The sequence below is a fragment of the Amycolatopsis orientalis DSM 40040 = KCTC 9412 genome (genome assembly GCF_000478275.1).
Classification (GTDB): Bacteria; Actinomycetota; Actinomycetes; order Mycobacteriales; family Pseudonocardiaceae; genus Amycolatopsis; species Amycolatopsis orientalis.
Map to the genome: position 1 here is coordinate 202,091 of NZ_ASJB01000083.1, position 12,388 is coordinate 214,478.

The 12,388-nt window shown below is 70.2% G+C and carries 15 protein-coding genes; 6 read left to right on the plus strand and 9 right to left on the minus strand.

The genetic code is table 11. The features are described from left to right. Window positions 1-87 precede the first annotated feature (87 nt). The 5 genes from L324_RS32080 to L324_RS32100 are packed head-to-tail and all read left to right on the plus strand — an operon-like array spanning window position 88 to window position 3,482. Window positions 88-744: a glycosyltransferase family 2 protein gene (locus L324_RS32080; RefSeq protein WP_081736559.1), complete on the plus strand. Its 657-nt coding sequence runs from the start codon at window positions 88-90 to the stop codon at window positions 742-744. Beyond that, a complete protein-coding gene (locus L324_RS32085) occupies window positions 741-1,397 on the plus strand; it encodes a TIGR04282 family arsenosugar biosynthesis glycosyltransferase (RefSeq protein WP_037317573.1) in 657 nt (218 codons plus the stop codon). Before L324_RS32080 ends, L324_RS32085 begins: the two co-directional genes overlap by 4 nt. Next, window positions 1,394-2,005 carry a methyltransferase domain-containing protein gene (locus L324_RS32090; protein ID WP_037317576.1) on the plus strand — a complete coding sequence of 204 codons (612 nt, stop codon included), beginning with the start codon at window positions 1,394-1,396 and terminating at the stop codon, window positions 2,003-2,005. Before L324_RS32085 ends, L324_RS32090 begins: the two co-directional genes overlap by 4 nt. Then, window positions 2,002-3,081: a molybdopterin-dependent oxidoreductase gene (locus L324_RS32095; protein ID WP_037317578.1), complete on the plus strand. Its 1,080-nt coding sequence runs from the start codon at window positions 2,002-2,004 to the stop codon at window positions 3,079-3,081. The genes L324_RS32090 and L324_RS32095 overlap by 4 nt, the downstream gene beginning before the upstream one ends. Further along, entirely contained in the window at window positions 3,078-3,482 is a 405-nt protein-coding gene (locus L324_RS32100) for a hypothetical protein (protein ID WP_037317582.1), read from the plus strand. The genes L324_RS32095 and L324_RS32100 overlap by 4 nt, the downstream gene beginning before the upstream one ends. A 449-nt stretch (window positions 3,483-3,931) precedes the next feature. On the opposite strand, the gene L324_RS32105 is transcribed toward L324_RS32100, so the two are convergent. The 3 genes from L324_RS32105 to L324_RS32115 all read right to left on the minus strand — a co-directional run bounded on the left by L324_RS32105 (window position 3,932) and on the right by L324_RS32115 (window position 7,297). Next, window positions 3,932-5,344 (minus strand): S1C family serine protease, encoded by a 1,413-nt coding sequence (locus L324_RS32105; protein ID WP_037317585.1) that lies wholly within the window; start codon window positions 5,342-5,344, stop codon window positions 3,932-3,934. A 73-nt stretch (window positions 5,345-5,417) separates the two neighbouring features. Further along, window positions 5,418-6,500, minus strand: coding sequence for a galactose-1-phosphate uridylyltransferase (gene galT / locus L324_RS32110; protein ID WP_037317588.1), 1,083 nt, complete (start codon window positions 6,498-6,500; stop codon window positions 5,418-5,420). Then, window positions 6,497-7,297 (minus strand): DeoR/GlpR family DNA-binding transcription regulator, encoded by an 801-nt coding sequence (locus L324_RS32115; RefSeq protein WP_037318807.1) that lies wholly within the window; start codon window positions 7,295-7,297, stop codon window positions 6,497-6,499. Before L324_RS32115 ends, galT begins: the two co-directional genes overlap by 4 nt. Window positions 7,298-7,379: 82 nt before the next feature. Here L324_RS32115 and L324_RS32120 point away from each other — a divergent pair, with 82 nt between their 5' ends. Continuing rightward, complete coding sequence (locus tag L324_RS32120) at window positions 7,380-7,763, plus strand: VOC family protein (RefSeq protein ID WP_037317590.1); 384 nt, start codon at window positions 7,380-7,382, stop codon at window positions 7,761-7,763. Here L324_RS32120 and lspA read toward each other — a convergent pair. From lspA to L324_RS32150, 6 genes are all read right to left on the minus strand, one after another. Continuing rightward, window positions 7,741-8,259, minus strand: a complete 519-nt coding sequence (lspA, locus tag L324_RS32125) for a signal peptidase II (RefSeq protein WP_037317594.1) — start codon at window positions 8,257-8,259, stop codon at window positions 7,741-7,743. The genes L324_RS32120 and lspA overlap by 23 nt on opposite strands. Beyond that, window positions 8,237-8,737 (minus strand): carboxymuconolactone decarboxylase family protein, encoded by a 501-nt coding sequence (locus L324_RS32130; protein ID WP_037317597.1) that lies wholly within the window; start codon window positions 8,735-8,737, stop codon window positions 8,237-8,239. The genes lspA and L324_RS32130 overlap by 23 nt, the downstream gene beginning before the upstream one ends. Next, the gene (locus L324_RS32135) at window positions 8,737-10,161 is read right to left on the minus strand and encodes a sensor histidine kinase (RefSeq protein ID WP_037317600.1); all 1,425 of its coding nucleotides are present in this window, start codon (window positions 10,159-10,161) and stop codon (window positions 8,737-8,739) included. Before L324_RS32135 ends, L324_RS32130 begins: the two co-directional genes overlap by 1 nt. Then, the gene (locus L324_RS32140; RefSeq protein WP_037317602.1) at window positions 10,158-10,850 is read right to left on the minus strand and encodes a response regulator transcription factor; all 693 of its coding nucleotides are present in this window, start codon (window positions 10,848-10,850) and stop codon (window positions 10,158-10,160) included. The genes L324_RS32135 and L324_RS32140 overlap by 4 nt, the downstream gene beginning before the upstream one ends. Window positions 10,851-10,935: 85 nt before the next feature. Beyond that, on the minus strand, window positions 10,936-11,550 hold the full coding sequence (locus tag L324_RS32145) for a trimeric intracellular cation channel family protein (RefSeq protein ID WP_037317604.1): 615 nt from the start codon (window positions 11,548-11,550) through the stop codon (window positions 10,936-10,938). Further along, complete coding sequence (locus tag L324_RS32150) at window positions 11,550-12,203, minus strand: response regulator (RefSeq protein WP_037317606.1); 654 nt, start codon at window positions 12,201-12,203, stop codon at window positions 11,550-11,552. The genes L324_RS32145 and L324_RS32150 overlap by 1 nt, the downstream gene beginning before the upstream one ends. Window positions 12,204-12,388: the final 185 nt, after the last annotated feature.

Below are 12,388 nucleotides of genomic sequence, written 5' to 3' on the forward strand. Positions count from 1 at the left end.
GCACTCGGTAAGAACTTCGCGGACGTCATGATTCGGTAAGCACGGCAAGGGTTTTCGTCCGTCCACCCCGGACTTACCGTGCTGTTCGTGAACGATGACCGGATCGACGTCGTGCTTCCCTGTCTCGACGAGGCCGGTGCCCTCCCGGGGGTACTGGCGGCCCTGCCCGACGGCTATCGGGCGATCGTGGTCGACAACGGTTCCAGCGACGGTTCCGCCGAAGTGGCGGCCGGGCTCGGGGCGAAGGTCGTCCACGAGCCGCGGCGCGGCTACGGCGCCGCCGTGCACACCGGGCTGGAGGCGGCGACGGCGGACGTCGTCTGCTTCGCCGACGCCGATGGTTCGCTCGACCTCGCCGAACTGCCGGTACTGGTGGCCGGTCTCGTCGAAGCCGATCTGGCGGTCGGACGGCGGGTGCCGACCGGCCCCGGCGTCTGGCCGTGGCACGCGAGAGCCGGCAACGCGGTGGTCTCGACCCTGTTGCGGCTCAAGGGCCTGCCGGTCCATGACATCGCGCCGCTGCGCGCCGTCCGGCGGCGTGCGCTGCTCGACCTCGGCGTCACCGACCGCGCCTTCGGCTACCCGCTCGAACTGCTGATCAAGGCACGGCGTGCCGGCTGGCGGGTCGCCGAATTCGACGTGTCCTACGGCGAACGCGCCAAAGGCACGAAGTCGAAGGTCTCCGGTTCGCTGCGCGGCACCCTGCGCGCCGCGAGGGATTTCGGGCGGGTGTTGAGCCGATGACGTTCTGCCTGCTGATCGTCGCCAAGGCGCCCGTACCCGGGTTCGCGAAGACCCGCCTCTGCCCGCCCGCGACGCCGGAACAGGCCGCCGGGATCGCGGCCGCCTCCCTGCTAGACACGCTCGAAGCCGCGCTGCTGACGCCCGGGGCACGGGTGGTCGTCGCGCTGACCGGCGAGCTCGGCGAGGCCACGCGCGGCGAGGAGATCGCCGCGCTCCTCGAACGCACGACCGTGATCCCCCAGCGTGGCAACGGTTTCGACGTCCGCCTCGCCAACGCCCACGCCGACACGGCGGCGGGTCATCCGGGCCTCCCGGTCCTCCAGATCGGCATGGACACCCCGCAGGTCACCCCGGACTCCTTGGCCGCGGCCGCGCGACCACTGGCCACCGAGGACGCCGTCCTCGGGCTCGCGGAAGACGGCGGCTGGTGGGCGCTGGGGCTCAGTGATCCCCTGCACGCCAAGGCACTCGCCGGGGTCCCGATGTCCCGCGCCGACACGGGCCGGGAGACCCTGCGCGCGCTGACCGACGTCGGCCTGCACCCCGGCATCCTGCCCACACTGTCCGATGTGGACACCGTGGCGGACGCGCGGCGGGTCGCGGCGGCGGCACCGCACGGCCGGTTCGCCCGAGCGGTCGCGGAAGTCCGGTGACCGCCTTCGACCGCGGCCTGCTCGGGCACCGCTGCTGGCTGGAACTGGCGACCGGCGAACGCGTCGACCTGCCGGTGGAACGCTGGACGGCCATCCCGTGCGACGGCGACGACGTCCTCCTCGACGCCTGCGCGGGCCCGACCCTCGACATCGGCTGTGGCCCCGGCAGGCTCACCGCCGCGCTGACCGAACGCGGCGTCGCCTCGCTCGGCGTCGACATCTCGGCCACCGCCGTCCGGCTCACGCACGCCAGGGGCGCCGTCGCGCTCCGCCGAGACGTCTTCGATCGTGTCCCCGGCGAAGGGCGCTGGCGGCACGTCCTCCTCGCCGACGGGAACATCGGCATCGGCGGCGATCCCCCGCGGCTGCTGTCGCGCGTGGCCGAACTGATCGCCGACGGCGGGACCGTACTCGTCGAACTCGACCCACCCGGCCGCGGCATCCGCCGGGACCGGGTCCGGCTGCGGCCCGACGACGACGGCGCCTGGTTCACCTGGGCGTGGGTCGGCGTCGAAGCGATCGCCGAACTCGCCGCCCGGACCGCGTTCCGGGTCGCCTGGTCCACCCGTCGCGGCCACCGCTGGTTCGCCTGCCTGGAGAAGTCATGAAGTTCCGCTCCGCCGCGCATGCCGAACGGGTGACGTCCCGGATCGGGCTCGCACTCGCCGTCACGTTCACCTTGTGCTTCGTCACCGGCCTGCTGAGCCATCTCGTCCAGCATCCGCCGTCGTGGTTCGGCTGGCCGAGCCGCCCGGTCTGGCTGTACCGGGTCACGCAGGGGACGCACGTGCTCTCCGGGATCGCGTCGATTCCCTTGCTGTTGGCCAAACTCTGGAGCGTCTACCCCAAGCTGTTCGAACGCCCGGCGATCCGCGGCCTGGCGCACGCGCTGGAACGCCTCTCGATCCTGGTGCTCGCGATGGCGGCGTTCTTCGAACTCGTCACCGGCCTGTTCAACATCGCGCAGAACTACCCGTGGACGTTCTACTTCCCGCAGCTGCACTACGCCGTCGCGTGGGTGGCGATCGGCTCGATCCTGGTGCACGTCGCGGTGAAACTCCCCATCGTCCGCCGCTCCCTCGCCACGGAACCCGAACCCTCGCGGCGTGCCTTCCTCCGCACGACCTGGCTGGCCGCCGGTGTCGCCGTGGTCGCCACTGCGGGTGCCACGGTTCCGTTGCTGCGTAACGTTTCCGGCTTGTCCTGGCGCAGCGGCAAGGGACCGCAGGGCTTACCGGTCAACCGGACGGCCGCGGCGGCCGGCGTCCTGGACGCCGCCCGCGACCCGGGCTGGCGTCTGTCGGTGGTGACGCCGGGCGGCACGAAAACCTATTCCCTGGACCAGCTCCGCGCCCTGCCGCGGACTTCGGCCGAACTGCCGATCGCCTGTGTCGAGGGCTGGAGCCAGTCCGCGCGCTGGAGCGGGGTCTCGCTGCCGGAGTTGTTGCGGGACGCCGGAAGCACGCCCGGTACGCCGGTGCGCGTGTTCTCGCTGGAGAAGGCCGGGATCTACGGGATCAGCGAACTGCCCGGCGAGCACACCGGCGACGACCTCACCCTGCTGGCGCTGGAACTCAACGGCGAAGTCCTCGACGCCGACCACGGCTTCCCGTGCCGGATCATCGCCCCGAACCGGCCCGGCGTCCTGCAGACGAAATGGGTCACCCGGTTGGAGACGCTGTGAAAACGCTGCGGCTGTTGCTGTTCCTGCCCGGACTGGGCGCGCTCGCCTGGGGCGCGGTGCTGTTCGCCGAATACGCGTTCCCCTTGCGCGCGGACGTCTTCGGGACCCTCGGCTGGCTCGCCGGCGGGCCACTCGTGCACGACCTGCTGATCGCTCCGCTGGTCGGCGTCGTCGGGCTCGCGCTGAGCGGGGTCCTTCCGGACCGCTGGAAGACGCCGGTCAAAACGGGGGCGGTCCTCACCGGGGTGCTGACGCTGCTCGCGGTGCCGCTGCTGTGGCGCCCTTTCGGCGGGGCCACGAACCCGGGACTGCACGACTCCGACACCGGCACCGGCCTGCTCGTCACCCTCGGCGTCGTCTGGCTGGGCGTGCTCGTGGCCGGTCTCGCCCGGCGGAGCTGAAGGACGCTTTCACCTCATGCGACGCGGCGAAGGGCCCTTTCCCTGCATCACATGCGGCGAAGGGCCCCTTCAGCCCACCTCACCCCAGGCCACGGCACCCCACGCAGCGAAGGACGCCTTCACCTCATGCGACGCGGCGAAGGGCCCTTTCCCTGCATCACATGCGGCGAAGGGCCCCTTCAGCCCACCTCACCCCAGGCCACGGCACCCCACGCAGCGAAGGACGCCTTCACCTCATCCCACGCAGCGAAGGACGCCTTCACCTCATCCCACGCGGCGAAGGGCCCCTTCAGCCCACCTCACGCGGCGAAGGTGAAGCCACGAAAAAGGCCACGCGTGACCGGGATTGGCAGCCGGTCACACGTGGCCTTCGGTTCCGGCCCGCTGGGGGTTCGAGCCGGGGCTGGTCTCGGCCGCGCACTGCGGCCGAGCGTCTGGGGATTCTCGGACTAGTTCGGCGTGACCGGCTGGCCGCCGAGGGTCACCTCGACCACCTTGTCACCGCCGAGGGTGAACTTGACCTTGTCGTTCGGCGCCCGGGTGCGGATCTCGGCGACGAGCGCGTCGGCGTTCGGAATGATCCGGTCGTCGAGCTTCGTCACGACGTCACCGGATTTGAGGCCCGCCTTCTCCGCCGGGCTGCCCGGCGAGATCTCACCCAGCTGCGCTCCACCCGTCGGCGCCGTCTGCACGCGTGCGCCGATGAAGGTCTGCGTCGCCTGGCCGGTGTTGATGATGTCGTCGGCCGTGCGGCGCGCCTGGTCGATCGGGATCGCGAAGCCGATGCCGACGTTGCCGCCGGTCTCGCCCTGGCTTTGCGCGGACTTCGGGCTGTAGATCGCCGAGTTGATGCCGATGACCTGGCCCGCCATGTTCGCGAGCGGCCCGCCGGAGTTGCCGGGGTTGATCGCCGCGTCGGTCTGCACCGCAGACATCACCGTGGTCTGGTCGCCGCCGCCACCGGCGCTCACCGGCCGCTTCAGCGCGCTGACGATGCCCGAGGTGACCGTGCCCGCCAGTTCGAACGGCGAACCGATGGCGACCACCGGCTGTCCGACCCGCAGGTCGTCGGACCGGCCCAGCTCCACCGGGGTCAGCCCGCTGACGCCGCTGACCTTCACCACCGCGATATCCGTCGTGGGGTCACGGCCGACGATGGTCGCCGCGCCCTTCTTGCCGTCCTGGAACACCGCCTGGATCTGCCCGCCATTGGCGGCGACCTCGACGACGTGGTTGTTGGTCAGCACGTAACCGTCGGTGCTGAGCACGAAACCGGAGCCCTCGCCTGCCCCGGATCGCCCGGAGACCTGCAGCTCGACCACGCTCGGCGACAGCTTCTGCGCCACCGACTCGACCGAACCGGCAGGCACGTTGCCCGTCTGCTGGGCGGGCTTCGGCGCGTCGAGCGCGTTCACCGAGCCACCGCCCCCGGCGTCACCGGTCAGGAAACCGACCGTGCCGCCCGCGACCCCGCCGACGACCAGGGCGATCGCCGCGACCCCGGCGAGCAGCTTCCCCGAAGTGGACTTCGAGGTCTGCCGCTGCTGCGGGATCGTGTAGGCCGACGGGCCCGGCTGGCCGTGCTGACCGTAGGGCGCGTGCTGCGCCTGGGTCTGCTGCGTATGGGGCTGTTGCGCGTGGGCCTGGGTCTGCTGGGCCTGCGGTGACCACGGGTTGTACTGCTCTTGGGGGTAGGCCTGCTGCGCTCCGGTATGCGGAGTGGCGTGGCCGCCGAGCCCGGTCGCGTCAGGCTGCTGCGGGGCGGGCTGCGCGGCCCAGGCCGCGCTCTGCTCCGCGTCCGGCTGAGCACCGGCGGGCCTTGCCTGCTCGGCGTTCTGGCCGCTGGGGTCGTTCTCGGTCATGTCTCTACCTTGCGGGATGGTCCTGAGAAGTTCCTGAGCCAATGCTGTGCATCGCACATGAAGTATGGCCCCGTCAGCGGGTGGCGCGCAGCCTGTCCGCGATCTGCTCGGGGGTGGCGTCGTTGATCCACACGGCCATCCCGGACTCCGAACCCGCCAGATACTTGAGCTTGTCCTTGGACCGCAGGACCGAGAACACCTCCAGGTACAGCCAGCCGAGTTCGCGATCGCGTTTCGCCGGCGCCTGGTTCCAGGCCGCGATGTAGGGCAGCGGACGCTCGTAGAGCCCGTCGCAACGGCGCAGGACTTCGAGGTAGACGTCGGCGAACTCGTCACGCTCGGCGTCCGACAGCGCCGGGATGTCGGGCACCTGGCGATGCGGCACGATCTGGACCTGCACCGGCCAGCGCGCGGCGGGCGGCACGAACGCCGTCCAGTGCTCCCCCGCGACCACGACGCGCGCGCCGGATTCCCGCTCGGCGGCCAGTACGTCGCCCATCACCGGACGGCCGTGCTCGGCCTCGTACGCGCGGGCGACCTCGAGCATCCGCTCGGTCTTCGGCGTGACGAACGGGTAGCCGTAGATCTGGCCGTGCGGATGGTGCAGCGTCACGCCGATCTCTTCGCCGCGATTCTCGAACGGGAAGACCTGCTCGACACCGTCCATCGCGGACAGTTCGGCGGTGCGGTCGGCCCAGGCGTCGACGACCGCGCGGACCTGCTTGGCCGTCAACGCGGCGAAGGAACCGTCGTGATCGCTGGTGAAGCAGACGACCTCGCATCGGCCGACGCCCGGCGCGATCGGCACCAGTCCCGCTCCGTCCACTGTGGACGTGTCACCGATGACGTTGCGGGCGAAGGAGGGGAAGCGGTTCTCGAACACCGCGACGTCGTAATCCGGTTCCGGGATCTCGCTGGGCTTCCCGGGTTTCGTGGGGCACAACGGGCACAGGTCGGCCGGCGGTTTGTAGGTCCGCGTCTGCCGGTGCGCGGCCATCGCCACCCACTCGCCGGTCAGCGGATCGCGCCGGATCTCCGACGCCGCCGCGACCTGCGGCAGGTCACGGGTGTCCTCGGCGGTGCGCTCTGGCGCTCCAGGCGAGTCGAAATAGATGATCTCCCGGCCATCGGCCAGGTGCCTTACCGTGCGCTTCACGCTTCTTCAGCCTCAGCCGTCTCCGCCGTTTCGGCGATCATCAGCTCACCCGCCTGCTCGGTGAGCGTTTCCCTTGCGTTGTCGGACAAACCGTCGTCCGAGACGACGACGTCGGCCTCTTCGAGACCGGCGATGGTGGAGATCCCGACGATGCCCCATTTGGTGTGGTCGGCCAGCACGACCAGCCTGCGGCCCGCTTCGACCAGCGCTCGGTCGGTCTCGGATTCGGTGAGGTTCGGCGTGGTGAACCCGGGGCCGTCGGCCATCCCGTGCACGCCGAGGAAGACGACGTCCAGGTGCAGCGAGCGCAGGCTCTGCACGGCGACCGGCCCGACCAGCGCGTCCGACGGGGTGCGGACGCCGCCGGTGAGGACCACCGTGCGATCCGGCTGGTTCGCGCCGCGCAGCACGTCGGCGACCTGGATGGAGTTCGTGACGATCGTCAGGCCGGGGACCTCGTCGAGCGCCCTGGCCAGCGTCCACGTGGTGGTGCCCGCGGAGATGCCGATCGCGGTGCCCGGCCGGACCAGCCCGGCCGCGACGGCGGCGATCGCTTCCTTCTGCGCGCGCTGGCGGACGGATTTGGCCTCGAAACCGGGCTCGTCGGTGCTCTTGCCGACGATGGAGGTGGCGCCTCCGTAGACCTTTTCGACCAGGCCGCGACCGGCGAGTACGTCGAGGTCGCGGCGCACCGTCATGTCGGAGACGCCGAGCCTCGCGACGAGGTCGCTGACCCGGACCGCCCCGGTCCGGCGCGCCTCTTCGAGGATCACCGCCTGTCGTTGCCGCGCGAGCAAGAACCCTCCCTGGATCAACTACACAAAATCCTACACGAATAAACATGGCAGGACGAGCCAAGTGTCCTGTCACCATGAGGCCATGGCCAGGCTTCGCGACGTCGTCTTCGACTGCCACCACCCGGCTTCGCTGGCCCGCTTCTGGGCGGCGGCGCTCGACGGCTACGAAGTCGCACCCTATGACGAAGAAGAGCTTGAACGCCTTCGCTCGCTGGGCTTTTCCGGTCCCGAAGACGATCCTTCGGTGCTGGTCGAAGGACCATCGGGACCGCGGCTGTTCTTCAACCTGGTCCCGGAGGGGAAGATCGCCAAGAACCGCGTGCATCTGGATCTGACCGGCGACGACGTCGAACGGCTCGTCGCTTTGGGCGCGAAGGTGCTCGCGCACCCCGAGGACGGGCTCGTCGTCCTCGCCGATCCGGAAGGGAACGAGTTCTGTCTCGTTACTCCGACGCCGTCTGCTTGACGCCGTCGATCGGCACGTTGCGGAAGCTGAGCACGAACAGCGAAACCGCGCCGAAGAACAGCGCGATGTCGGCGACGTTCCCGACGAACCAGCCGTTGTAGTCGATGAAGTCGACGACGTGACCGCGCGCGAAGCCGGGCTCGCGGAAGAGCCGGTCTCCCAGATGCGTCGTCGCGCCACCGAGCAGCAAGCCGAGCGAGATCGCCCAGCCCGCCGAGCGGACCTTGCGGGAGATCCACAGCAGCGCGACCACCGCGGCCGCGGCCAGGACCGCGAAGATCCAGGTGGAACCGGCACCCAGCGAGAACGCCGCGCCCGGGTTGTAGAGCAGCCGGAACCGGATGAAGTCGCCGATCACCGGGATCGGCGCCCGGTCGGTGAGGGCGTCGACGGCCCACCATTTGGTCAGCTGGTCGGCGGCCAGCAGGACCGCGGCCACCAGCAGTGTCCACAGCAGACGGCGGGGCGGCGGCTCAGGCGCGTTCTCGGTGCTCATCACTCGTCAGGGTACGGGCGGCGCCGAGCGCGTTGAGGGCGGCGGGGAAACCCACGTAGACGGCGAGATGAAGGATCGCCTCGATGGCCTCCCGCAGCTCGCCCGCGTCCCGTGCTTCCCGGAGGACGTCGGCCAGCTCCGGCGCCACCCCGCCCTTGGCCGTGTGCACCGCGATCAGCCTGAGCCGCCTGGTCGTTTCGTCGTCGGAGTCCAACTCGCCGCCGACGTTCGTCACAGCTGTCCGGTGGAACCGAAGCTGCGCTTCCGCGTATCCCAAGGCTTCCAGCGCGGCGACCGTCACCAGCTGCCGCTGTGCCAGCGAAAGCCCCGGACGCTGGTAGACGCCGCCGTAGACGAAGGCGACGGCTTCCTCGCCGAAGTCCGTCGCCTGGACGCTTTCGAACAGCTGCAGCACGGCGGGGTCCTCGACGCCGCCGAGCAGGCGCAGCAGTTCGAGACCCTTGTCGTAATCACCCATCAGGCAGGGGCTCCCGGAAGTCGCATGGTCATCAGCGCGCCGCCCGCGGGCGCGCGTCCGGCGTAGACGTCGCCGCCGTGGCGCTGCGCGGCGTGCTGGACGATGGCGAGGCCGAGCCCGGAACCGGGCAGGGTCCGCGCCTCGGAAGAGCGGTAGAACCGGTCGAACACCTTCGGCAGGTCCTCGTCGGCGATCCCCGGCCCGGCGTCCTCGACCTCGAGCACCGCGGTGCCGTCGCCGACCGGATACAGCCGGACCCCGACCGACGAGCCCTCCGGCGAGAACTTCACCGCGTTGTCCAGCAGGTTCAGCACCGCGCGTTCCAGCGCGCTGGTGTCGCCGGTCAGCACCCACGGCTGGAGCGAGACGTCGAACTCGATCTCACCCGCCCGGCGGCGTGCCCTGTCGAGCGCGCGCTCGACGACGTCGACCATCTCGACCCGCTCGTGCTCGATCCGCGGCTCGTCCTGGCGCGCGAGTTCGACGAGGTCGCCGATCAGCTGAGTCAGCTCGTCGAGCTGGCCGCGGATGTCGGCCTCGATGTCGCTGCGGTCCTCGTCGGACAGCGTGCGCGCGCCCGGCCTGCTCGCGGACAACAGGAGTTCCAGGTTCGTGCGAAGCGACGTCAGCGGCGTCCGTAGTTCGTGACCGGCGTCGGCGACGAGCTGCCGTTGCCGTTCCTGCGATTCGGCGACCGTGCCGAGCATCGTGTTGAAACTCTGCGTGAGCCGGGCGAGTTCGTCGTCGCCGCTGACCGGGATCGGCCGCAGGTCACCCGTGGTGGCGACGCGTTCCGCCGCCGACGTCAGCCTGTCGACCGGTCGCAGGCCCGCTCTCGCGACCGCCGTGCCCGCCGCCGCGGCGACCAGGATCCCGGCGCCGCCGATCAGGAACAGGACGACGGAGAGTTCGTTCAGGGTGCGTTTGGTCGGGCCGAGCGACTGGGCGAGCACCATCGCCTGCCCCGCACCCTGCGGGAGCGCGACGACCCGGCTGTCGGTCCTCGGGTCGGTGCGCAGGGAGAACGGCGAGGTCCCCGAAGCGACCGCGATCTCGTCCGGACCGTAGGGCGGGCGGCTTCCGGACTGCGGATAGGTCAGCCGGACCTTCTCCCCGACCGTCAGCTGGCCGATCTGCAGGTCCGCGCTGGCCAGGAAGGCGCCCGGCACCTGCTGCAGCTCGGTCTGCACCTGCGGCGAGTCGACCGCGGCCTGCGCGCGGGCCAGCAGGTTGTCGTCGACCTGCTGGTAGAGGTTCTCCTTCACGACGAGATACGCGCCGAGTGACACCAACGCCACCGCGCCCGCCACCGAAACGGCCGCGAGCAGCGTCACCCGGCCGCGGAGCGAGAAGCGCCGCGTGCCCCAGCGGTCGCCGCGCGGATCCTTTTCGGATCCGTCGGCGACCTCGACCGGGTCCGTCACGGCGGGGTTTCCCTCAGGACGTATCCCACTCCCCTGACCGTGTGGATCAGCCTCGGTTCGCTCCCAGCCTCGGTCTTTCGGCGCAAATAGCCGACGTAGACCTCCAGTGCGTTGCCCGACGTCGGGAAGTCGTATCCCCACACTTCCTCCAGGATCCGGCTGCGAGTCAGGACGTGTTTCGGGTAGGAGAGAAACAGCTCCAGCAGCGCGAATTCGGTCCTCGTGAGACTGATCTCCCGGCCGGCGCGGCGCACTTCGCGCGTCCCGGGGTCCAAGGTGAGATCCGCGAACGACAGGATCTCGGCGTTCTGCCCCGCCTGCGGATCCGGGATCGCCCGGCGCAGAAGCGCGCGAAGGCGAGCGAGGAGCTCCTCGAGCGCGAAGGGCTTCGGGAGGTAGTCGTCGGCGCCTGCGTCGAGACCGGACACGCGATCGGACACCGTGTCCCGCGCCGTCAGCACGAGGATCGGCAGGTCGTCACCGGTGCTTCGCAGCCGTCGGGCCACCTCCAGGCCGTCGAGCCGCGGCATCATCACGTCGAGGACCATCGCGTCGGGTCTGTTGGCGATGATCGCTTCCAGGGCCTGCGCGCCGTCCCCGGCCAGTTCCACCTGGTACCCGTTGAACTCAAGGGATCGCCTGAGTGATTCACGGACGGCCCTGTCGTCGTCCACTACGAGGATGCGCATGACGACAGTCTTACGCAGCGTGCTGAGACTCGCCTAAGAACACACACAGAACAAACAAAGGAAATCCGGCAGTCCAGAAGACGTTTCAGCCGGTCTCGGGCCCTTTCGCAACAGGTGCGTTCCATCTGCGCCACAAAGCGAGCATCCGGACCCCCACCACGGCAGCAGCTGCTACCGCCGTCACCGGGCCCGGCGGCAGTCGCAGAGCGTGACCGATCACGACCAGCACGGCCCCCGCGAGCGCCGCGACCGCGTAGATCTCCTTCCGCAGCACGAGCGGGATTTCCCGCAGCAGGAGATCACGCACCGCGCCGCCACCGATACCCGTCGTCATCCCGATCAGGCACGCCGCGTAGGGAGTCGCGCCCGCGTTCAACGCGATGGTGGTCCCCGCCGTCGCGAACACCCCGAGCCCGAGCGCGTCGGCGAGGAGCACGCCGCGCCGCAGCTTCGCGATCTGCGGGTGGAACACGAACACCACCAGCGCCGTCCCGCCACAGACCGCGAGATAAGGCCACGTCCGCAGGGTGGTCGGCGGCGTGATCCCGAGCAGGACGTCACGGATGATCCCGCCGCCGAGCGCGGTGGTCAGCCCCACGACGACCACCCCGAAGACGTCCAACCTGGACCGCACCGCCGCGAGCGCACCCGAAGCCGCGAACGCGATCAAGCCGAGGAACTCGAGCGCGGTGAGGATCATTACTGGTCGAGCAGGCCGCCGCGGTAGGCCAGCAGCGCCGCCTGCACCCGGTTCGCCGCGCCGATCTTGGACAGGACGGCCGAGACGTAGCCCTTGACCGTGGCCTCGGACAGATGCAAGCGCCCGCCGATCTCCGCGTTGGACAACCCCTGCCCGATCAGCCCGACGACCTCACGCTCCCGCTCGGACAGCGACGCGAGCAGCTTGCGCGCCGGCTGCGCGGCCCGCTGCTCGTCCCGATGCGACTGGACCATGCGCGCCGCGACCCCCGGATCCAGCACCGCACCCCCGCGCGCCAGGTCACGGACCGCCCGCAGCAGCGCCGCCGGGTCGATGTCCTTCAGCAGGAAGCCGTTGGCCCCGAGCCTGAGCGCGAGACTGACGTAGTCGTCGATGTCGAACGTGGTCAACATGGCCACGGTCGGCGGATCCGGCAACGCGAGAATGGCCCTGAGCGCGCGGATGCCATCGTCAGGGGACCGCATCTTGATGTCGAGCAGCGCGACGTCAGGGTGGTACCGCCGGGCGACCTCGACCGCTGATCTCCCGTCGCTCGCTTCGCCCACGATCTCGATGTCGGCAGCGCCCGACATCATGGCACGCAGGCCCGAACGGACCAGTTCCTCGTCGTCGGCGAACATGAGCTTGATCAACGAAGCCCTCCGGCAGCCGGGGGAGCGGCGTCTCGCGTCCCGTTAACGAAGATTACCTACTGTTGTTCAGGGTTTCGAAACCAGACACGTACGAGTGACCCTCGCGGGTCATCTGTGTCGATCTAGCTCTCGATTCAGCCCTGGTTTGCCGGTCCCGAGTCTGGCCGCCGGGCCGCGGATCCGCA